17 protein-coding genes and 1 riboswitch are annotated in these 18,944 nt (G+C 69.2%); of the genes, 8 read left to right on the forward strand and 9 right to left on the reverse strand.

Features of this window, described 5'->3' with window-relative positions:
* Nucleotides 1-262: 262 nt before the first annotated feature.
* Nucleotides 263-2,836, forward strand: a complete 2,574-nt coding sequence (gene mutS / locus LQ772_RS12065; protein WP_231321114.1) for a DNA mismatch repair protein MutS — start codon at nucleotides 263-265, stop codon at nucleotides 2,834-2,836.
* Nucleotides 2,837-2,908: 72 nt separating this feature from the next.
* Here the strand turns inward: mutS and LQ772_RS12070 are convergent, their stop codons facing one another.
* On the reverse strand, nucleotides 2,909-3,313 hold the full coding sequence (locus LQ772_RS12070) for an RNA-binding S4 domain-containing protein (protein WP_231321116.1): 405 nt from the start codon (nucleotides 3,311-3,313) through the stop codon (nucleotides 2,909-2,911).
* Between the two features lie 36 nt (nucleotides 3,314-3,349).
* Complete coding sequence (locus tag LQ772_RS12075) at nucleotides 3,350-4,249, reverse strand: AEC family transporter (RefSeq protein WP_231321117.1); 900 nt, start codon at nucleotides 4,247-4,249, stop codon at nucleotides 3,350-3,352.
* Nucleotides 4,250-4,333: 84 nt separating this feature from the next.
* On the opposite strand from LQ772_RS12075, the gene LQ772_RS12080 reads away from it, so the two are divergent.
* The 3 genes from LQ772_RS12080 (at nucleotide 4,334) to pnuC (ending at nucleotide 8,521) form a co-directional block, all read left to right on the forward strand.
* The gene (locus LQ772_RS12080) at nucleotides 4,334-5,467 is read left to right on the forward strand and encodes a phosphotransferase enzyme family protein (protein ID WP_231321118.1); all 1,134 of its coding nucleotides are present in this window, start codon (nucleotides 4,334-4,336) and stop codon (nucleotides 5,465-5,467) included.
* 148 nt (nucleotides 5,468-5,615) lie between these two features.
* Nucleotides 5,616-5,713: riboswitch (TPP riboswitch) on the forward strand.
* Nucleotides 5,714-5,774: 61 nt separating this feature from the next.
* A complete protein-coding gene (locus LQ772_RS12085) occupies nucleotides 5,775-7,937 on the forward strand; it encodes a TonB-dependent siderophore receptor (protein ID WP_231321119.1) in 2,163 nt (720 codons plus the stop codon).
* On the forward strand, nucleotides 7,937-8,521 hold the full coding sequence (gene pnuC / locus LQ772_RS12090) for a nicotinamide riboside transporter PnuC (protein WP_231321120.1): 585 nt from the start codon (nucleotides 7,937-7,939) through the stop codon (nucleotides 8,519-8,521). Before LQ772_RS12085 ends, pnuC begins: the two co-directional genes overlap by 1 nt.
* 14 nt (nucleotides 8,522-8,535) lie before the next feature.
* Here the strand turns inward: pnuC and LQ772_RS12095 are convergent, their stop codons facing one another.
* The 3 genes from LQ772_RS12095 to LQ772_RS12105 all read right to left on the reverse strand — a co-directional run bounded on the left by LQ772_RS12095 (nucleotide 8,536) and on the right by LQ772_RS12105 (nucleotide 11,240).
* The gene (locus LQ772_RS12095) at nucleotides 8,536-9,189 is read right to left on the reverse strand and encodes a trimeric intracellular cation channel family protein (RefSeq protein ID WP_231326030.1); all 654 of its coding nucleotides are present in this window, start codon (nucleotides 9,187-9,189) and stop codon (nucleotides 8,536-8,538) included.
* 30 nt (nucleotides 9,190-9,219) lie between these two features.
* Nucleotides 9,220-10,494, reverse strand: coding sequence for a M20 family metallopeptidase (locus tag LQ772_RS12100; protein ID WP_231321121.1), 1,275 nt, complete (start codon nucleotides 10,492-10,494; stop codon nucleotides 9,220-9,222).
* A gap of 284 nt (nucleotides 10,495-10,778) precedes the next feature.
* Nucleotides 10,779-11,240, reverse strand: a complete 462-nt coding sequence (locus LQ772_RS12105; RefSeq protein WP_231321122.1) for a metallophosphoesterase family protein — start codon at nucleotides 11,238-11,240, stop codon at nucleotides 10,779-10,781.
* A gap of 273 nt (nucleotides 11,241-11,513) precedes the next feature.
* Between LQ772_RS12105 and LQ772_RS12110 the strand changes: the two genes are divergently transcribed.
* The 3 genes from LQ772_RS12110 (at nucleotide 11,514) to LQ772_RS12120 (ending at nucleotide 13,898) form a co-directional block, all read left to right on the forward strand.
* Nucleotides 11,514-11,669 (forward strand): hypothetical protein, encoded by a 156-nt coding sequence (locus tag LQ772_RS12110; protein ID WP_231321123.1) that lies wholly within the window; start codon nucleotides 11,514-11,516, stop codon nucleotides 11,667-11,669.
* 78 nt (nucleotides 11,670-11,747) lie between these two features.
* Nucleotides 11,748-12,689: an oxygenase MpaB family protein gene (locus tag LQ772_RS12115; RefSeq protein ID WP_231321124.1), complete on the forward strand. Its 942-nt coding sequence runs from the start codon at nucleotides 11,748-11,750 to the stop codon at nucleotides 12,687-12,689.
* 324 nt (nucleotides 12,690-13,013) lie between these two features.
* Nucleotides 13,014-13,898, forward strand: a complete 885-nt coding sequence (locus tag LQ772_RS12120) for an EamA family transporter (protein ID WP_231321125.1) — start codon at nucleotides 13,014-13,016, stop codon at nucleotides 13,896-13,898.
* Nucleotides 13,899-13,961: 63 nt separating this feature from the next.
* Here the strand turns inward: LQ772_RS12120 and htpG are convergent, their stop codons facing one another.
* The 4 genes from htpG to LQ772_RS12140 form a co-directional block, all read right to left on the reverse strand.
* Nucleotides 13,962-15,830, reverse strand: a complete 1,869-nt coding sequence (gene htpG / locus LQ772_RS12125; RefSeq protein WP_231321126.1) for a molecular chaperone HtpG — start codon at nucleotides 15,828-15,830, stop codon at nucleotides 13,962-13,964.
* A 149-nt stretch (nucleotides 15,831-15,979) separates the two neighbouring features.
* Nucleotides 15,980-16,873 (reverse strand): protease HtpX, encoded by an 894-nt coding sequence (gene htpX, locus LQ772_RS12130; RefSeq protein WP_231321127.1) that lies wholly within the window; start codon nucleotides 16,871-16,873, stop codon nucleotides 15,980-15,982.
* Nucleotides 16,874-16,987: 114 nt separating this feature from the next.
* Entirely contained in the window at nucleotides 16,988-17,731 is a 744-nt protein-coding gene (locus LQ772_RS12135) for a hemerythrin domain-containing protein (protein ID WP_231321128.1), read from the reverse strand.
* A 3-nt stretch (nucleotides 17,732-17,734) separates the two neighbouring features.
* Nucleotides 17,735-17,950 carry a hypothetical protein gene (locus tag LQ772_RS12140; RefSeq protein WP_231321129.1) on the reverse strand — a complete coding sequence of 72 codons (216 nt, stop codon included), beginning with the start codon at nucleotides 17,948-17,950 and terminating at the stop codon, nucleotides 17,735-17,737.
* Between the two features lie 90 nt (nucleotides 17,951-18,040).
* On the opposite strand from LQ772_RS12140, the gene gluQRS reads away from it, so the two are divergent.
* Nucleotides 18,041-18,901 carry a tRNA glutamyl-Q(34) synthetase GluQRS gene (gene gluQRS / locus LQ772_RS12145; RefSeq protein WP_231321130.1) on the forward strand — a complete coding sequence of 287 codons (861 nt, stop codon included), beginning with the start codon at nucleotides 18,041-18,043 and terminating at the stop codon, nucleotides 18,899-18,901.
* Nucleotides 18,902-18,944: the final 43 nt, after the last annotated feature.

The following is an 18,944-nucleotide window of genomic DNA, read 5'->3' on the forward strand; positions in this document are numbered from 1 at the left end:
GGTGGGTGAGGAGGACAGGGGCACGGTGGGCTTCCCGGTGGTGCAAAGGCCCCTTCTACCCGCTGGGGCGAGGCGGCGGCAAGCGATGCCTCCTGGCGGGGCCTCTTGAATACGCGCAGCCGGCCGCGCGCACGGAACGCTCCCACGGGTAGTGCGGCCGTTCGCGCTTCCCATGCCGCCGGGCCAAGGGCGACGCCGTGTACACTCCGAAGCCTCCCGGCGCGATCACCGCCGCCGGCGACCGCCTGACCAAACTCCCTGCATGAACCTCAACGATTCCGCCTCGCATACCCCCTTCATGCGCCAGTACCTGGCACACAAGGCCGAGCACCCGGACGTGCTGCTGTTCTTCCGCATGGGCGATTTCTATGAGCTGTTCTACGACGACGCCCGCAAGGCGGCGCGGCTGCTCGACATCACGCTGACCCAGCGCGGGCAGTCGGCCGGGGCGCCGATCCCGATGGCCGGCGTGCCCTACCACGCGGCGGAAAACTACCTGGCGCGACTGGTGAAACTCGGCGAGTCGGTGGCGATCTGCGAGCAGATCGGCGACCCGGCGACCTCCAAGGGCCCTGTCGAGCGCAAGGTGGTGCGCATCGTCACGCCCGGCACGGTGACCGACTCGGCGCTGCTGGAAGAGCGGCGCGACAACCTGCTGCTGTCGATCCACGCCGGCGCGCAAGGCGCCTTCGGGCTGGCGTGGGTGGACCTTAGTTCGGGTCGCTTCCTGCTGAGCGAAGTGCCCAGCGCCGAGGCGCTCGCCGCCGAGCTCGCGCGCCTGCAGCCGGCCGAAACGCTGGTCGGCGAGGACGGCGGCTGGCCGAAGCTGGTCACCGCCCTGCCCGGCCTGCGCAAGCGTCCGCCGTGGCATTACGACGTCGACGCCGCGCGCCGCGAGCTCAACCGCTTCTTCGGCACGCGCGATCTCTCCGGCTTCGGTGTCGACGGATTGCCATTGGCGATCGCCGCGGCCGGTTGCCTGCTCGGCTACGTCGAGGAAACCCAGAAGAGCGCGCTGCCGCACCTCACCGGCATGGCGGTGGAAAACGCCGGCGAGACCATCGCGCTGGATGCGGCGACCCGGCGCAATCTGGAGCTGGATACCCATCCGAGCGGGCGCGTCGAGTACACCCTGCTTGGCGTGCTGGACGAGACGGTGACGCCGATGGGCGCGCGACTGCTGCGCCGCTGGCTCAACCGCCCGCTGCGCTCGCGCGACGTGTTGCGCCTTCGGCATCAGGCGATCGCCACGCTGATCGAGGCGCGCGCCTGCGAGCCATTGCGCGAGCAACTGCGCGGCATCGGCGACCTGGAGCGCATCCTGGCCCGCGTGGCGCTGTGCTCGGCGCGTCCGCGCGATCTCTCCACGCTACGCGACGGCCTCGCCGCGGCGCCGGTCTTGCGCGAACGCCTGGCCGCACTGGACAGCCCGCTGCTGCACACCTTGGTCGCGCGCATCGGCGACCATGCCGAAACGGCCGCGCTTCTGCAGCGCGCGATCGTCGCGCAGCCGCCGGTGCTGCAGCGCGACGGCGGCGTGATCGCCCAAGGCTACGACGCCGAGCTCGATGAACTGCGCCGCCTGTCCACCAACGCCGACCAGTTCCTGGTCGAACTGGAGGAACGCGAGAAGGCCGCCAGTGGCATCAGCACGCTCAAGGTCGGCTACAACCGCGTGCACGGCTACTACATCGAGATCACCCGCGCGCAGGCGGACAAGGCGCCCACGCACTACACCCGCCGGCAGACCACCAAGAACGCCGAGCGCTACATCACCGAAGAGCTGAAGGCGTTCGAGGACAAGGTGCTCTCGGCGCGCGAGCGCTCGCTGATGCGCGAACGCGCGCTCTACGAAAATCTGCTCGCCACGCTGATCGAACACCTCGCCCCGCTCAAGGACGCTGCGGCCGCCATCGCCGAACTGGACGTGCTGGCCGACTTCGCCGAACGCGCCGACGCACTCGACTGGCGCGCGCCCGACCTCACCGACGCGCCCGGCATCTGCATCGAGCGCGGCCGTCATCCGGTCGTGGAGAAGGTGCGCGACGAGCCGTTCGAGCCGAACGACCTGGACCTCACCGACGCGCGCCGCATGCTGGTGATCACCGGCCCGAACATGGGCGGCAAGAGCACCTACATGCGCCAGAACGCGTTGATCGTGCTGCTCGCCCACATCGGCAGCTACGTGCCCGCATCGCGCGCGTGCATCGGTCCGGTCGATCGCATCTTTACCCGCATCGGCGCCGGCGACGATCTCTCGCGCGGGCAGTCCACCTTCATGGTGGAGATGAGCGAAACGGCCAACATCCTGCACAACGCCACCGAGCACAGCCTGGTGCTGATGGACGAGGTCGGCCGCGGCACCAGCACCTACGACGGCCTGGCGCTGGCGCGCGCCGCCGCGGTGCACCTGGCTGTCGCCAGCCGCGCTTTCACGCTTTTCGCGACGCACTATTTCGAGTTGACCGAACTGGCCGGCGAGTATCCGTCCATCGCCAACGTACACCTGGACGCGGTCGAGTACGGCGAGCAACTGGTGTTCATGCACGCGGTCAAGGAAGGCCCGGCCAACCGCAGCTTCGGCCTGCAGGTGGCGGCGCTCGCCGGGTTGCCCAAGAGCGTGATCGCCGATGCCAGGCGCACGCTGGCCGAACTCGAGCGAGGGATGCATGGGCACGCCGCCACACCGACGCCCGCACCCACGGCCTCGCCCCAGCTCGGGCTGTTCGCGGCACAACCTTCCGCGGTGGAAGAAGCGCTGAAGGCGCTCGATCCGGATGCGATGTCGCCGCGCGAGGCGTTGGAGGCGCTGTACCGGCTGAAGGCGGTGGGCTGAGCGGACGCCCATCCCAGTGCCTCCGTGAAGGGGGAGAAGCAGAACGCGCGCGCCTTATAAGCGATCCCTGCCCTACGACTGCTCGTCCTTGAACCGCATGATCTGCCGCCGGGCCTGCTTGTCCGGCCGTGTCGGCGGACGCAGCAGGCCGGCGGCTCCCAGCTTGCGCTGCGCCTGCGCCGCCTCGCGCGCGACGAGGCTTTCCGCGGTCTCGCGATACAACGCCTGCGCCACCGGTGCCGGGCCGCGCTGTTCGGACAAAGCCAGCACCACCACCTCGAGCCGCTCCTCGCCGCGGCCGATGTGCAAACGGTCGCCCACGTGCAAGGCCTTCGCCGGCTTGCAGCCGCTGCCGTTGACGTCGACCTTGCCGCCGTCGATCGCCTGCTTGGCGAGGCTGCGCGTCCTGAAGAACCGCGCGGCCCACAGCCACACGTCGGCCCGCACGGCCGGCGGATTGTTCTGCGTGTCGTTCATGGCCTCATTATCCCGCGCTGCAGTGAGGCGCGCGCATCATCCCAGCAACGCGCTTCCCAGCGGCACCGTCAGCAACGACAACACGATGCCCGCGCCCAGGATGGTATTGGCCAGCGGCGGATCCAGCCCGTATTCGTCGGCCAGGATCGTGGCCGAAACCATCGGCGCCATCGCCGCCTGCAGCACGCCCACGGTCAGCACCAGTCCGCCCACGCCGGTGGCCATACCGAGCAGCCAGCACGCCAGCGGCGCCAGCAAGAGTTTCCAGCCCAGGCCAAGGCCCGCCGCAGCAAGCTGGCGCTCGCCCGGATGGAAGCGGAACTGCAGTCCGACCGAGAACAGCGCAAGCGGGGTAAGCGTCGCGCCCAGCGGCGCGAACACGCCCTCCACGACAGGCGGCCAGCCGCCGAACACGGCAACGGCGATGCCGACCAGCAATGCGACGAATGCCGGGAACGTCGCGATACGTCGCACGATCATCGTCGGCTCCGGCGTACGTCCGGCGTACAGGCAGGCCACCACGATACCCATCGAGGCGAGCACCGGAAACGCACCGAGCTGGTCGGCCACGACGGCGAGCGTCAGCCCCGGCTGGCCGTACAGCGCCTGCATGAGCGGGTAGCCCATGAACGAGGTGTTGCCCAGCCCGCAGACCAGGATCAGCGCCCCGGTGCGCCCGCGCGACCAGCCCAGCCGCGGCCCGAGCAACCCGAACAGCAGCCAGGCCCCACCGAAGGTCAGCCACATCGCGACGATCGGGAACCACAGCTGCGGATCGAAACGCAGCTTCGGAATCAGCTCCAGCACCAGCGCCGGCAGCGCCACGTTGATCACCCACCAGTTGAGCCCCGCCGCAAGGCCGGCCGGCGGCCGCGCCAGGCGCGCCACCAGTGCGCCCAGCACCAGGCAGGTGAACAGCAGCAGCAAGGCACTCATCGAGCAGGCCGGTGGGAAAGGGCGCCTAGCATGCCGGAAGCGGGATGCTGCTGTGGTTCCGGCTCCCGACGCGATAATGCCCGGATGAACGACACCGACCACCGCGTCCACGGCCTGGCCGCCGACGATGTCCCGCCCGACTGGCCCCCCATCGCCCCGGCGGAGGTGACCGCGCTCCTCGCGCGCTATCCATCGATCGGCTCTGCCGGCGTGATCCGGTGGTGCAGCCCCCGCCCGCTTTCGGCCGCCGCGCTGGTCGATGTCGCCGGGCGCATGGTGTTCGTCAAACGTCACCATCGCAGTGTCCGCACACCGGCCACGCTGGCCGAGGAGCACGCCTACATGGCCCGGCTGCGGGCGGCCGGCCTGCCCGTACCGGCGGTGTTTGCCGATGCGGCTGGAAACTCTGCCGTCGCGCGTGGCGAATGGACGTACGAGGTGCACACGGCCGCCGAAGGCCTGGATCTCTACCGCGAAACCACCTCGTGGTCGCCACTGCTCGATCTGGGGCACGCGCGGACCGCCGGCGCCATGCTGGCAAGGCTGCATGTAGCGGCGGAAGGCTACCCGGCCGAACAACGCCACACGCACCTGCTGGTTGCCCGCAGCGAGCTGATCGCATCGGCCCATCCGCTCGACACGCTGGCCGCGCAGTTGCCGGTACGGCCAGGGCTGGCCGCGTACCTGGCGCAACGCGACTGGCGCACGGAGTTCGAGCAGACGCTTGGCCCTTTCCATGCGCAGGTGCAGCCACGCCTGGCGGCGCAGCCCGCGCTGTGGACGCACGGCGACTGGCACGTTTCCAATCTGTGCTGGAGCGATGCGGGCTCGCAGGCGTCCATCACCGCCGTGCTCGATTTCGGGTTGGCGGCGCGCACGTTCGCGCTGTTCGACCTGGCCACGGCGATCGAACGCAACGCGATCGCCTGGCTGGCGCTCGACCGTGGCGATGCGGCCTATCCCGACACCGCGCTTGCATTGATCGCCGGCTACCGCGAACAGCGGCCGCTGTCCGCCGCGGACATCCATCTGCTGGCCGACCTGCTGCCACTGGTGCACGTGGACTTCGCGCTGTCGGAAGTGGAGTACTTCAGCGCGATCACGCGCTCGCCGGCCAACGCCGACGTGGCGTACCACACGTTCTTTCGCAGGCATGCGGCGTGGTTCGCCACCCCGCCCGGACGCGCGCTGCTGGATGCCATCCGCGCGCTCGCCTGATCCGCCGAGACGGTTGCGCGGCCATTGCTCGCGCCAGCAGGCGAAGTCGACAGGCCACGCAGGCGCGCGTGTCCTTGCGACGCCGGCCTGCGGCCTGCGCTCAGCGCGAACAGTTTGGGTTGGACGTCCATTCCATGTTTCAATAGCGGTCTTGAAGCGGGGGTGCCCGGCAAAACGCCGGGCTGAGAGAGTCCCTTGGAACCTGATCCGGTTTGTACCGGCGTAGGGAGCTTGATAAGCAGTCGCGCGTCCGTCCGGGCGTGCGCCTCGCCGTCGCTTCGTCCTTTCCCTTGCCGACGAGCCGACGATGACCTTTCCCCGCACGCCCCTGCTGCTCGCACTGATCACTGCGCTGGCTCCGGCCACGCACGCCGCCGATCTGCCCGACGCCACCCAGGCCAAGGAACTCGCGCCCGTGCGCGTGGAAGGCCTGACGCATGACGACCGCCACGGCACCGCCATCGACGCGTACGGCAACGCCTCGCTGCAGGACACTCCCGCGGCCGTCACCGTGGTCACGCGCAAGCAGATCGACGATCGCCACATCCGCACGCTGAGCGAACTGGCGCGAGAGGACGCGTCGCTGGGCGACAACTACGCCCCGGTCGGCTACTACCAGGACATCGCCATCCGCGGTTATCCGCTGGACCTGGCCACCGGCCTGCGCTTCAACAACCTCACGATCGCCGGCGAACAGCCGGTCGCGCTGGAGGACAAGCAGCGTGTGGAAGTGCTCAAGGGCCTGGCCGGATTGCAGGCGGGCGTGATGGAACCGGGCGGCGTGGTGAACTTCGTCAGCAAGCGCCCGGCGAACGTGCGCGAGGTGACGCTGGGCACCGATTCGCACGGCTCACGCTACGGCGCGCTGGATCTCGGCGGCTGGCTCTCGCCGACCTTCGGGGTGCGCGCCAACCTGGCCTGGGAAGACGTCCACTCCTACGTGCATCACGCCGACGGCCGGCGCAATTTCTACGCCCTGGCGGCCGACTGGCACCTCACCCCCGACGCCACGCTGGAGCTGGACAGCGACTACCAGGCCAGCGCGCAACGCTCGGTCTCCGGCTACCAGTTGCTGGGCGGCGACACGCTCCCGGAACGTGCCGACGCCACCCGCATGCTGGGCTTCGAACCGTGGCAGCAGCCGGTGAGCATCCATGCGGCCAACACCAGCGCGCGCTTCGGCTACGCCTTCAACGACGACTGGCGCCTGCGCCTGGCCGCCGGACACAGCCGGAGCGTGATCGACGACAACGTGGCGTTCGCCTACGGCTGCTTCTACTCGCCCGCCTGCGCCAGCGGCGCGCCCGGCAACTTCTTCGCGCCCAACGGCGACTACGACGTCTACGACTACCGCAGCCCGGATGACACGCGCATCGACGACGAGGCTCGCGCGACGCTGGAAGGCCACCTCGCCACCGGCTCGGTCAGCCACCAGCTCACGCTGGGTGCGAGTGCGTTCCGCCGCCTCAACGACCAGCGCGCCGATGTCTACGACTACGTCGGCACCGCCAACATCGATGACGTGGACCCGCCCTACTTTGCGCCCTCGCCCAACCAGCCCGGCCCATCCGCGCGCCGGCTCACCAGCTGGCAGCGCTCGCTGTTCGCCCTCGATCGCCTGCACCTGGGCGAGCAGTGGCAGCTCATCGCCGGCGGCCGCTTCGTACGCCTGCACGAGCGCGCGTACGACGGCGACGGCCTGCCCGAACGCGATACCCGCCTGAGCAAGGCGTTGCCGCAAGCGGCCGTGCTGTGGCAGCCGGGCGAAGCACTCACCACCTACCTCAGCTACAGCGAAGGCCTTTCGCTCGGCCAGGAGGCGCCGTACTGGACCAGCAACGACGGCCAGATGCTGGCGCCGCGCCTGTCGCGCCAGCTCGAAGCGGGCGTCAAGTACGCGGTGAGCAGCACGCTCGACGTCAGCGCGGCCGCGTTCGGCATCCGCCAGCCCTACCAGTTCGCGCAGCCGGACGATTCCGCCTACGGCTTCACCTTCGTGCAGCAAGGCGAACAGGTGCATACGGGGCTGGAGCTGGGTGCCCACGGCCACGCCAGCGACAACCTCGAAGTCACCGCCAGCGCCAGCTTCATCCGCGCCCGCGCCCGGGACACCGGCACGCCCTCCTACGAAGGCCACCAGGTCGCCAACGTGCCGCAGGTGCGCGCCGCCGTGTACGCCGACTACCGCCTGCCGTTCGCACCACAGCTGAGCCTGCTCGGCGGCTGGCGCTACGCCTCGCCCAACGTCGCCACCCCGGACGGTCGCGTGCGCGTTCCCGCCTACAACGTCTTCGACGCCGGCGTGCGCTACGCCACGACGCTGGACGGCCATGCGCTCACCCTGCGCCTGTCGATCGACAATGTATTCAACCGCTTCTACTGGCGTGACACCGGCAGCGCCTACGGCGACAGCTACCTGTTCCCGGGCGCGCCCCGCCTCGCGCGGCTGTCCGCGACGTTCGCCTTCTGATGGACGCGGTCGAACTCATCGGCGCGGCGCTGAGCGCGTGGGCGGTATGGCTCACCGCCCGGCGTCGCCCGTGGTGCTGGCCGGTGGGCTTCGCCTCGGTGATGGTCTACAGCTGGATCTTCATCGACGCGAAGCTCTACTCCGACGCCCTGCTGCAGGGCGCATTCGCCGTGCTGATCGTGTACGGCTGGATGCGCTGGCTCAAGCACCTGGGCGGCGACGGTCGCGTCCAGATCGCGGTGCTCCCGCCAGGCCAGTTCGTCGTGCACCTGATGCTCGGCATCGCCGGCGCGCTCGCGCTCGGCTACGCCATGCACCGCTGGACCGACGCCGCCCTGCCCTGGCTGGATGCCGCGCTTACCGCCTTCAGCCTGGTCGCGCAGTGGTGGCAGGGCCGCCGCCACCTCGCCGCATGGTGGCTGTGGATCGTGGTCGACGTGATCTACGTGGGCGAATACGTCTACAAGGACCTGCTGATCACCGCCGTGCTGTATGCCGGCTTCGTGGTGCTGGCCGCCATCGGCCTGCGCGACTGGCGCCGTGCGAGCCAGTCCGTGCCCGACGGCCACCCCGCGATCGGCTGAGCCCGTCCCGCCGATCAGCGAGCGTGGTCGCGATCGCGCTCGTTCGGTGTCGTGACTTGCTCCGAGCGTGCGGACGGCAGGCGCCAGCCGTAGCGGATCGCCATGAAGCGCAGCGCCAGGCACACGGCTCCGCCGGCCACTGCCGCCGCGGTTGGCGCAATCTGCAGCAGATGCCCACCGACCACCACGGCCGCGCCGGCGAGCGCGGCCAGCGCGTAGAGGTCCGTGCGCAGGACGGTGGGAATGCCGGACACGAGGACATCGCGCAACATGCCGCCGCCGATGCCGGTGAGCATGCCGAGCAGGGCCGCCATCAGCGGATGGACGCCGTGGACGAGTGCCTTCTCGGCACCGGCGACCGCGAAGAACGCCAGCCCCACCGCATCGAGCCACAACACGTCGCGGCTGTAGCGGCGGGTGACCGGATACCACAGGAAGGTAATCGTGCCGGCCAGCGCGGACACCGCGACGTAGCGCCAGTCGTCGATGGCCGCCGGCGGTATCGCGCCGATCAGCAGGTCGCGCGTGATGCCGCCGGCATTGCCGGCAGCAAACGACAACACCAGCACGCCGAACACATCCAGCCGGCATCTGACCGCGACCATCGCCCCACTGATGGCGAACACGAAGGTGCCGCCCAGGTCCAGCATCAGCACCAGGATGTGCATCATCGGACAATTGCTCCGGCTGCCCGTGGCTCAGGTGGCGGGCGACAGCCACGCGCGCGCAGCCACCACCAGCGTTTCCACGCCCGTTTCCAGGGTGGGATGGATGACCGGCAGGAAGCGCGGGTTGTGGTTGGTCGGGATCTCGTTCAGGCGGTTGTCGGCCTTCGCTTTCGCGTAGGTTTCCGCATCGGTGCCGCCAACGAACCAGAACACCGATGGCACGTGCCACTCGGCACCGAACGAGCCGAAATCCTCGCTGGCCGAGGTCGGGCCGGTCCGCCGTAGCCGTTCCGGCGGGAAGAACGCGCGGAACGCCTCGACCACGCGCGCCGCCGCCGCCGCATCGTTGTTCACCAGCGCGTAGCGGTCCAGCGGGGTGATTTGCGGCGGCCTGGGCGCACCGGATGCGGCCGCCTCGGCGTTGGCAATGCGCGTGATGGCATCGAGCACGCGCTTGCGGACGCCTTCGTCGAATGTGCGCACGTTGAGCTTGATGACGGCCTCATCGGGAATGACGTTTTCCTTGGTGCCGGCCTGCAGCGAGCCGACCGTGATCACCGCCGCCTCGGTCGGCGCCAGTTCGCGCGAGACGATGGTCTGCAGGCGCAGCACGGTCGCTGCCGCCATTACCACCGGGTCGATGCTCGCCTGCGGCATCGACCCGTGGGCGCCACGGCCGAACAGGCGGATTTCCAGGCTGTCGGCGGCCGAGGTGATGACACCGGTGCGACCCGCCACCGCGCCTGCCGTACCGACCATGACGTGTTGCCCGAGCACCACGTCCGGCCTGGGGAAGCGCTGGAACAATCCGTCGTCGATCATTGCGCGCGCGCCTTCGGCGGTTTCCTCTCCCGGCTGGAACACCGCCATCAGCGTGCCCTGCCATTGCGCGCGAGTCTGCGCCATCAGCGTGGCGGCACCGACCAGCCAGGTGACGTGCATGTCGTGGCCGCAGGCATGCATGACCGGCACGCTGTGGCCTTCGCGGTCGACGGCTTCGACCGTGCTCGCGTACGGCGCGCCGGTCGCCTCCTTCACAGGCAACGCGTCCATGTCGGCGCGCAGCATCACCGTCGGGCCCTCGCCGTTGCGCAACAGGCCGACCACCCCTGTCTTTCCGACACCGGTAGTCACCTCGTAGCCGGCGGCCCGCAGATGGTCGGCCGCCAACGCGGCGGTGCGGGTTTCCTGCATCGACAGTTCGGGATGCGCGTGGATGTCGGTGTAGAGCTCCTCCAGCGCGGGAAGCAGGCTCTGGAGGTTGCCGGGCCGGGCGGCGGAGGCATCTGTCTGCGTGGTGGTCATGGGGCATGGGGTCCGCTGGGAGGACGCTGGCGCGGGGCCGGTGTTACGACAAACGAACTGCGCGGGACGACACCTGAAAAATGCGCGGCGATATGGATGCGAGCGCGAGGACATGCCTCGTGTGTGGCCCTGAGGTCGCTGCGAAAACGCCTCGCCGATGTCTTGTGCAGCGTGCCGGCATCATGCGCGAGTACGCGCAAGGAGGGGTGAAGCAAGGGACGGCATGACTCGTTCGTGTGGGTCGAAAGTTCTTTCGCACCGCTGGGATATCCGGCACCAACCGGCTAGCCGTCCATTTCCACGATCCGCGGCATCACTTCGCGCCCGTCGATGAGCAGCTCGCCCACGCTGATCGGTAGCCTGAACCGCCGTCGCCCGGCGCTGCCGGGATTGACGTAGAGCACGCCTTCGCGTTCCTCGACCAGCGGTTTGTGCGAGTGACCCGAGACCACCACGTGCACGCCCTGCGCGCGCGGATCGATGGCCAGTTCCTTGAGGTCATGCAGAACGTGCACCCGCACGCCACCCAATTCGATCGTCGCCGTTTGAGGCAGGTCGGCGAATGCCTCGCCGCGGTCGTTGTTGCCGCGCACGGCGGTGACCGGCGCCACTGCCGACAACGCTTCCATGAGCGCGACGCCGCCAATGTCCCCTGCGTGGATGATGCGCTGGCACCCGCGCAGGAAATCCATCGCTGCGGGGCGCAGCAGGCCATGGGTATCGGAAATCAGGCCTACGCGGAACATCGTATCGGGCACCTCTCGCGCTGCCGACCTCGGTGGCGATGGCTCCACGCTAGCTCGCCCGGCGCGACCGTGCCGTCACGGACCGGCAGCGCACGGGAAAGGCGTTCGTGTCCGTCCGCGAGTGTGTCCGGACGCGGAAGCCGGTGTCCGCGGACGGCCATTGCGCGCGGGCTCGGTGCCTGGAAAACCGCATGGCGCCGTGCTTTTAAACGTTGGCACGCCTCGTGCCATCCAATCCGCGAAAGCTTCCCTTCAACCACGCGGAGAACCACCATGAAATTCGAAACCATCCTGCTGCAGAGCTTCTTTGCCGCCTGCATGCTGCTTTGCCTGGCCGTGATGAGCGCAATGCTGGTCCTGCCGACGCCGACCGCCGTGGCGGCCGCCAGCCAGGCGCACGCCGCAGCGGTCGCCAACGCGGAAGGCTGAAGCCGAAGCGAAGCCTTCGCCAGTCGGACAAGACCGACCGAAGGCCTCCATGAAGGGCGCATCCCTATACTTGCGCCCATGGCTTCGCCACTGCACCTGCTTCGCCGCGCCACGCACGAACCGATTCGCCGCTGGGTAGTGGGCGCCTTCCCGCGCGATCCCGGCGGCTCGCTGGACTATGACCACCCGCGTGGCGATCCCGGGCTGTTCGGCCCGGACAGCGTGACCTGGCGCATCCACGCCGACTTCCCCGGCATGCTCGCCGGCGGCCTGGCCGCGTTGATGATGCAGACCCTGCATCCGCTGGCGCTGGCAGGCGTGTGGGACCACTCCAACTTCCGCGGCGACCTGGTCGGCCGCCTGCGCCGCACCACCACCTTCGTTGGCGCCACCACCTACGCGCCGCGGGCGGCTGCGCAAGGGCTGATCGAGCGCGTGCGCCACATCCACGGTTTCGTGCGAGGTACGAGCGAGGACGGCACACCGTACTCGGCCGACGATCCGGCCCTGCTCACGTGGGTGCATGTCACCGAAGCGCACAGCTTCCTTGCCGGCTATCGCCGCTTTGCCCACCGCGCCGTTCCCCGCGCGATCGCCGACCGCTACTACGACGAAGTGCGGCGCGTTGCCGAAGCGCTCGGCGCGCGCAACGTGCCGGCGTCGGAGGGCGAGGCGAACGACTACTTCGCCGGCATCCGGCCGCAACTGGCCTATACCGATCGCTCGCGCGAGGTCCTGCGTATCCTCGCCGACGTGCGCCTGCCCGTCCCGCTCGCCGGCCTTTCGCGCGACGTGTTCCTCAACGCCGGCATCGCGCTGCTGCCCGCATGGGCCAGCGAACTGCTGCGCCATACGCCCCGGCAGCGCCAGCAGGCCCGCGTCGCCGCACGGTTGTTGTGGTCGATGGCCCCGGCCTTCCGCGCCGCCCTGAAGGAGAGCGGCGTGGTCAGCCGCTCGTGCCGTCGCGTGGGCGTGGCGCCGGAGGCGATGCGCCGCTGGCCCGCGCCGGGCGATCGGTAGCGCGCCGCTCAGGCCCCGGCCCATGCAAGCTTGCCTTCGCGCTGCCAGCGGCCGCCCTTGCGCGGCAGCAGCAGGCGCCAGGAGCGACATCGAGCTGGTCCCGGGGCCGGCGCCCGCCGTTGCACCTGGGCGGTCACCTGCCACTGCCGGCCACTGCTCGCGCTACGCCACTGCACGGGCAGCGTTACGTGCCGGACCTTCCGCCTTTGCTTCTACTGCCAGCATGCTGTCAGCAATAGCGCCGACAGCGTGCCCAAGGCGGTGGGTTTTGACTTGGCCGGCGCGCATCATGGTCGGAGTGATTTTCCCCATCCCGGTGCCCACATGTCCTCCCGCTCCGCCATTGCGCCGGTCGTGCTTGCGATCGGCGCGCTGTTGATCAGCATGGTGTCGTACCAATGCGGTGCGTCGCTGGCCAAGCATCTGTTCCCGCAGGTCGGCGCGCAGGGGGCGACGGCCTACCGGCTCGGGCTCAGCGCAGCGATCCTGTTACTGTGGCGGCGGCCGTGGCGGCGCCCGCGCAGCGGGCGCGACTGGCGCGCGCTGTGGGGTTACGGACTCTCGATGGGCGCCATGAACCTGGTGTTCTACATGTCGTTGCGCACGATCCCCCTGGGAATCGCGGTCGCGCTGGAGTTCACCGGACCGCTGGCGCTGGCGCTTTTCGGTTCGCGCCGGCCGCTCGATTTCGTCTGGATCGCGCTGGTGGTCGGTGGTCTGCTGCTTCTGCTCCCGCTGCGGGCGCACGCCCAGGCGCTCGATCCGGTCGGCGTGATGTATGCGCTGGCCGCCGGCGTGGGCTGGGCGCTGTACATCGTGCTGGGGAAAAAAGTCGGCGCGAGTCACGGCGCAGACGCGGTGACGCTGGGTATTTCGATCGGCGCCCTGCTGGTGATCCCGTTCGGTGTCGCGCACGCCGGCGCCGCGTTGCTGTCGCCGACGTTGCTGCCGTACGCATTGGGCGTCGCGCTGCTCAGCTCGGCGTTGCCCTATTCGCTGGAGATGGTCGCACTGACCCGATTGCCGGCGCGCACCTTCAGCACGCTGTTGAGCCTGGAACCGGCCATCGCGGCGATGGCGGGCGCGGCATTGCTGGGCCAGCAGCTGAGCCCGATGCAGTGGGCAGCGATCCTGGCGATCATCGTGGCGGCGGCCGGTACGGCGGTCAGCGTGCAGCAACCCACGGTAGTGGAACCGCTGGCGAACTGATCGTTTCGGTCGGTACGGAAAAAAAAGCCCGCCATGTGGCGGGCTTTTTTTTGGTCGCGGTGCTCAGCCGAGCAAAACGCGGTTCATCCGCTGCACGAACGCCGCCGGATCGGGCAGTTGCGCGCCGGCCGCGATCTCGGCCTGGTCCAGCAGCAGCATGGCCAGATCGTTCGCCTTGGCCGGGTCGCCCTCCGTCTCCACGCGCCGCACCAGCGGGTGCTTCGGATTGACCTCCAGCGTGGGCTTGCTCTCGGGCATGTCGTGGCCTGCCTCGCGCAGTAGCCGGGCCAGGTGCGGCGCCATCTCGTAGTCGGACAGCGCCAGGCACGAGGGGCTGTCGGTGAGGCGGGCGGAAACCTTGACGTCGCCGACGCGGTCGCCGAGTAGCTCCTTGAGCTTCGCGAGCAACGGCTCGGCCGCCTTGGCCGCTTCTTCCTGCTTCTTCCTGTCCGCCTCGTCCAGCGGCACCTCGCCCTTGGCGACGCTCTGCAGCTTCTTGCCGTCGTATTCGCTCAGCGAGCCGAGCATCCACTCGTCGATGCGGTCGGACATCAACAGCACCTCGATGTCCTTGGCCTTGAACGCTTCCAGTTGCGGGCTGCCGGCGGCGGCCGCGTAGCTGTCGGCGGTGATGTACCAGATGGCCTCCTGGCCGACCTTCATGCGGCCGATGTAGTCGTCGAAACCCACCGTCTGCTGGGCGCCCTCGCCCCGGGTGGACGCGAAGCGCAGCAGCTTGGCGATGCGCTCGCGGTTGTTGGCGTCCTCCCCTATGCCTTCCTTGAGCGTGTTGCCGAAGGCCTTGTAGAAGGTGGCGAACTTTTCCGGCTCGTCGCGGGCCAGCTTCTCGATCAGGTCGAGCACGCGCTTGACGCAGGCGGCCTTGATGCGGTCGAGCTGGCGGTTGTGCTGCAGGATCTCGCGGCTCACGTTGAGCGGCAGGTCGTCGGCATCGACCAGGCCGCGCACGAAGCGCAGGTAGTTGGGAAGCAGTTCCTCGGCCGCGTCCATGATGAAGACGCGCTTGATGTAGAGCTTCAGCCCCTTGCGCTCGTCGCGGCCGCCCATCATCAGGTCGAACGGCGGTTGCGCGGGGAGGTAAAGCAGCGTGGTGAAACTCTGGCTGCCCTCGACGCGATTGTGCGTCCAGGCCAGCGCATCGTTGAAGTCGTGCCCGAGCGACTTGTAGAAGCTCTGGTAGTCCTCGTCGCTGATCTCGCTCTTGGGCTTGGTCCACAGGGCGCCGGCGTCGTTGACGGTTTCCCACTCGGCGCTCGGCTTGCCCGCTTCTTCCTTGGGCATGCGGATCGGGAAGGCGACGTGGTCGGAGTACTTGCGGATCAGCGAGGCGAGCTGCCAGCGCTTGAGGAATTCGTCCTCGTCGGCCTTCAGGTGCAGGACCACGGTCGTGCCGCGTTCGCCGAGCTCGACCTGTTCCAGCGAATATTCGCCCTTGCCGTCGCTCTCCCACTTCACGCCCTCTTCCACCGGCGCGCCGGCACGGCGGGTAAGCACCGTAACCCGGTCGGCCACCACGAAAGCCGAGTAGAAGCCCACGCCGAACTGGCCGATCATGCGCGCGTCGGCCTTCTGCTCGCCGCTCATCGCTTCGAGGAACCGCCGGGTGCCGGAACTGGCGATGGTGCCGATGTTGGCCACTACTTCGTCGCGGCTCATGCCGATGCCGTTGTCACGCACGGTGACGGTGCGCGCCTGCTCGTCCCAGCTCACGTCGATGTGCAGTTCGCCCTCGCCGGCGAGCAGCTCCGGATGCGCGATCGATTCGAAGCGCAACTTGTCGCAGGCGTCGGAGGCGTTGGAGACGAGTTCGCGCAGGAAGATTTCCTTGTGCGAGTAGAGCGAGTGGGTAACCAGGTGCAGGACCTGGCTGACTTCGGCTTCGAACTTGCGGGTTTCGGTGGATGCGGTCATTGCGGTGATGCTTCCCAGGTAACGACAAAAGACATGTCCCCTCCCACCGGGGAGCGGGTGCCAAAGGCGGGAAAGGGCTCAGGCAGGCGATCTGCCCGGCGCCAACGAACCCCGCCCCAGCCCTCTCCCCGGGGGAGAGGGGCTCAAGTTCAGGCGCGGGCCGCCTGCAGCGCGGCGATGCGCTCGTCCAGCGGCGGGTGGCTCATGAACAACCGCTGCAGGCCCGCGGCCATGTGGCCGGAGATGCCGAACGCGGCCATGGCCTTGGGCAGCGTGGTGGCGCCGTGGTCGCCCTTGAGCCGCTGCAGCGCGGAAATCATCGATCCACGCCCGGCCAGCTGAGCGCCCGCGCGGTCGGCGCGGAACTCGCGCCAGCGCGAGAAGGCGGCCACGATCATCGAGGCGAACAGGCCGAACACTACCTGCAGCACCATCACGGTGACGAAGTAGCCGATGCCGCTGCCGCCGCGATTGTCGCGCCCGCCGGAAAGCCAGCTGTCGACCACGCTGCCGACCACGCGCGCGGCCAGGATCACCAGCGTATTGAGCACGCCCTGGATCAGCGTCAGCGTGACCATGTCGCCATTGGCGATGTGGCCGATCTCGTGGCCGAGCACGGCCGAAACCTGCTCGCGGTCCATCTGTTGCAGCAGGCCGGAACTGACTGCCACCAGCGAACTGTTCTTCGTCATGCCGGTGGCGAAGGCATTCATTTCCGGCCCGTCGTAGATCGCCACCTCGGGCATGCCGATGCCGGCGGCCTGGGCGTGCCGGCGCACGGTGTCGACGAGCCAGCGCTCCGCCTCGGTGCCCGGCTGCTCGATCACCCGGGCGCCGGTGGAGTATTTGGCGATGGTCTTGGACATCGCCAGCGAAATGAACGCGCCGCCCATGCCGAACACGGCGGCGAAGACCAGCATGCCGGTCATGCCGCCGTAGCCGCGGGCGGCGGCCCACTGGTCGATGCCGAACAGGCGGCAGACGATGCTCAGCAGCAGGAGGACGGCGATGTTGGTGGCAAGGAAAAGGACGATTCGACGCACGGCTGTCTCGTTTTGGCAGTCATGGAAAAGCGGCTTGCGCCGCAGGCTGAGACTCGGGGCGGCGTGCCATGGTTTCAAGAGGTCGGCGAGAGGCTCGCCGGCGCGACGGGAGACTCAGCGCGCCGGCGATGCCGGCGGGGGCGGAGCTGTCAGCGCGGCCAAGTCGGCCAGGCCGAAGGCCCGTTCAATGCGCCCGATCTGGTCGACCGCGTCCTCGAAGCCGTCATGGCCGAACATGCGCCGCTCCAGCGCCTCGAACGTTTCGGACAGCGCGCTGTATCGGGCCGGCGTCAGGGTGCGCTTCCAGGCCGGGAAGACGATCGTGTCCTCGATCGCCGTGTGATGCTGGTACATGCGCACCAGTCCGTCCAGCGCGTCGGCCAGCGGCGCCATGTCGGCCTGGCCGATGCCCTTGCCAGCGCTGGAGGCCAGGATGTAATCGGTGATCTGCCGGCCGCGCTCGTGCTGCGTGGCCAGGATGCGGCAAATCGTCGCCGGTTCGCCGCCGGTCGCCACCACGGCGGGAAAGACGTGCCGCTCTTCCAGGCTGTGCTCGTGATAGTCCTCGCCGAAATGGCGGAACAGTGCAGCCGTCCGGTGCAGCGCGTCGGCGGGTATCGTCTCGCGGGCGCGTAGCCGGGTGGCGGCCTGCGCATAGACCAGCAGCGCGCGGCGCAGCACGCCGTGCTCGCGCATCAGGTCCTCCACGGCCAGCACGTCGGTGGATTTTTCCTCCTCCGCCCGGGCGGCAAGCGGCAGGGCAACCGTGAGGCCGCCGAGCGCGGCCAGGCCTGCGCCTGCCAGCCAGCGGCGGCGCCGCGGATCGGTTGCTTCATTCCCGGGCTCGGGCCCTTCCATGGCTCAGCGCCAGGCCGCTTCGCTGCGCTGCTCGAAATGCTCGTAGGCGGCGATCAAGCCACCGAGCACCTCGGCGGAAGTCTCGAACGGCGCCTGCGCCTTGGGATCGGAAACCTTCGGCACGTCTCCGCGCACGTGATCCATGGCCTCGCGCAGCATGCCCTTGATCTTGCGGGTTTGCTCGCGCGGATCGTCATGGCCCTCGGTTGCATCGGTCATCGCGTTCTCCTTCGGCACCGGACGGACGGATGCTCGCGCCGCTTCCGTTGCCGGCGGGTGAACCGGTGCCCGCGCCCTTAGAATCGTGCGATGACCTACTGCGGCCGCTTCGCCCCCTCACCCACCGGCCTGCTGCACTTCGGCTCGCTGGTGGCCGCGGTGGGCAGCTGGCTGTGCGCGCGCCATGCGGGCGGGCGATGGCTGCTGCGGGTGGAGGACATCGATCCGCCGCGCGAGGTGGCGGGCTCGGCGCAGGCGATCCTGGACGCGCTGCCGGCGTTCGGGTTGGTGGCCGATGCGCCCGCGCTGTTCCAGTCGCAGCGCCAGGCTGCCTATGACGTGGCGTTCGACCGGTTGCGCGCGGCGGACCTGGCGTTTCCCTGCTGGTGCAGCCGGACACAACTGGCGGCCGAAGGCGGGCTGCACCGTGGTCGTTGCATCGCTCCGCCCGACCCCGACCGTCCACCGGCCTGGCGGATGCGCGTTCCCGACGGGACCATCGCCTTCGACGACGCGTTGCAGGGCCCGCAGCGGCAGGTCCTGCGCGACGAAGCCGGCGATTTCGTCATCCGCCGTGTCGAGGGCTACTACGCATACCAGCTGGCCTGCGTGGTGGACGATGCCTTCCAGGGCATCACCGAGGTGGTGCGCGGCACCGACCTGCTCGATTCCACGCCGCGCCAGATCCTGTTGCAGCGCTGCCTGGGCTATCCCACGCCGGCCTATCGCCATCTGCCGCTCGCGCTGGACGGGCAGGGTCACAAGCTTTCCAAATCCGGGCATGCGCATCCGGTGGACCCGGGCGATCCGCTGCCGGCGCTGCGGCGTGCGCTGGCATTCCTGGACGTCCAGACGGCCGCGGGCGCGGACAGCCCCGCAGCCCTTCTGCAGGCCGCGCTCGAGCGTTTCGATCCGGCCCGCCTGCCCCGCCTGGCTGCGCGCACCCTGTAGGGAGGGCTTCAGCCCGCCGTCCCCGATGCCGGGGGCTGAGGCG

Source organism: Frateuria edaphi, from assembly GCF_021117405.1.
Lineage (GTDB): Bacteria > Pseudomonadota > Gammaproteobacteria > Xanthomonadales > Rhodanobacteraceae > Frateuria_A > Frateuria_A edaphi.

What these genes read in the sequence shown, in the direction of transcription:
- mutS (WP_231321114.1), top strand. Translation starts at nt 263, where the DNA reads ATGAACCTCAACGATTCCGCCTCGCATACCCCCTTCATGCGCCAGTAC.
- LQ772_RS12070 (WP_231321116.1), bottom strand. Translation starts at nt 3,313, where the DNA reads ATGAACGACACGCAGAACAATCCGCCGGCCGTGCGGGCCGACGTGTGG.
- LQ772_RS12075 (WP_231321117.1), bottom strand. Translation starts at nt 4,249, where the DNA reads ATGAGTGCCTTGCTGCTGCTGTTCACCTGCCTGGTGCTGGGCGCACTG.
- LQ772_RS12080 (WP_231321118.1), top strand. Translation starts at nt 4,334, where the DNA reads ATGAACGACACCGACCACCGCGTCCACGGCCTGGCCGCCGACGATGTC.
- LQ772_RS12085 (WP_231321119.1), top strand. Translation starts at nt 5,775, where the DNA reads ATGACCTTTCCCCGCACGCCCCTGCTGCTCGCACTGATCACTGCGCTG.
- pnuC (WP_231321120.1), top strand. Translation starts at nt 7,937, where the DNA reads ATGGACGCGGTCGAACTCATCGGCGCGGCGCTGAGCGCGTGGGCGGTA.
- LQ772_RS12095 (WP_231326030.1), bottom strand. Translation starts at nt 9,189, where the DNA reads ATGCACATCCTGGTGCTGATGCTGGACCTGGGCGGCACCTTCGTGTTC.
- LQ772_RS12100 (WP_231321121.1), bottom strand. Translation starts at nt 10,494, where the DNA reads ATGACCACCACGCAGACAGATGCCTCCGCCGCCCGGCCCGGCAACCTC.
- LQ772_RS12105 (WP_231321122.1), bottom strand. Translation starts at nt 11,240, where the DNA reads ATGTTCCGCGTAGGCCTGATTTCCGATACCCATGGCCTGCTGCGCCCC.
- LQ772_RS12110 (WP_231321123.1), top strand. Translation starts at nt 11,514, where the DNA reads ATGAAATTCGAAACCATCCTGCTGCAGAGCTTCTTTGCCGCCTGCATG.
- LQ772_RS12115 (WP_231321124.1), top strand. Translation starts at nt 11,748, where the DNA reads ATGGCTTCGCCACTGCACCTGCTTCGCCGCGCCACGCACGAACCGATT.
- LQ772_RS12120 (WP_231321125.1), top strand. Translation starts at nt 13,014, where the DNA reads ATGTCCTCCCGCTCCGCCATTGCGCCGGTCGTGCTTGCGATCGGCGCG.
- htpG (WP_231321126.1), bottom strand. Translation starts at nt 15,830, where the DNA reads ATGACCGCATCCACCGAAACCCGCAAGTTCGAAGCCGAAGTCAGCCAG.
- LQ772_RS12135 (WP_231321128.1), bottom strand. Translation starts at nt 17,731, where the DNA reads ATGGAAGGGCCCGAGCCCGGGAATGAAGCAACCGATCCGCGGCGCCGC.
- LQ772_RS12140 (WP_231321129.1), bottom strand. Translation starts at nt 17,950, where the DNA reads ATGACCGATGCAACCGAGGGCCATGACGATCCGCGCGAGCAAACCCGC.
- gluQRS (WP_231321130.1), top strand. Translation starts at nt 18,041, where the DNA reads ATGACCTACTGCGGCCGCTTCGCCCCCTCACCCACCGGCCTGCTGCAC.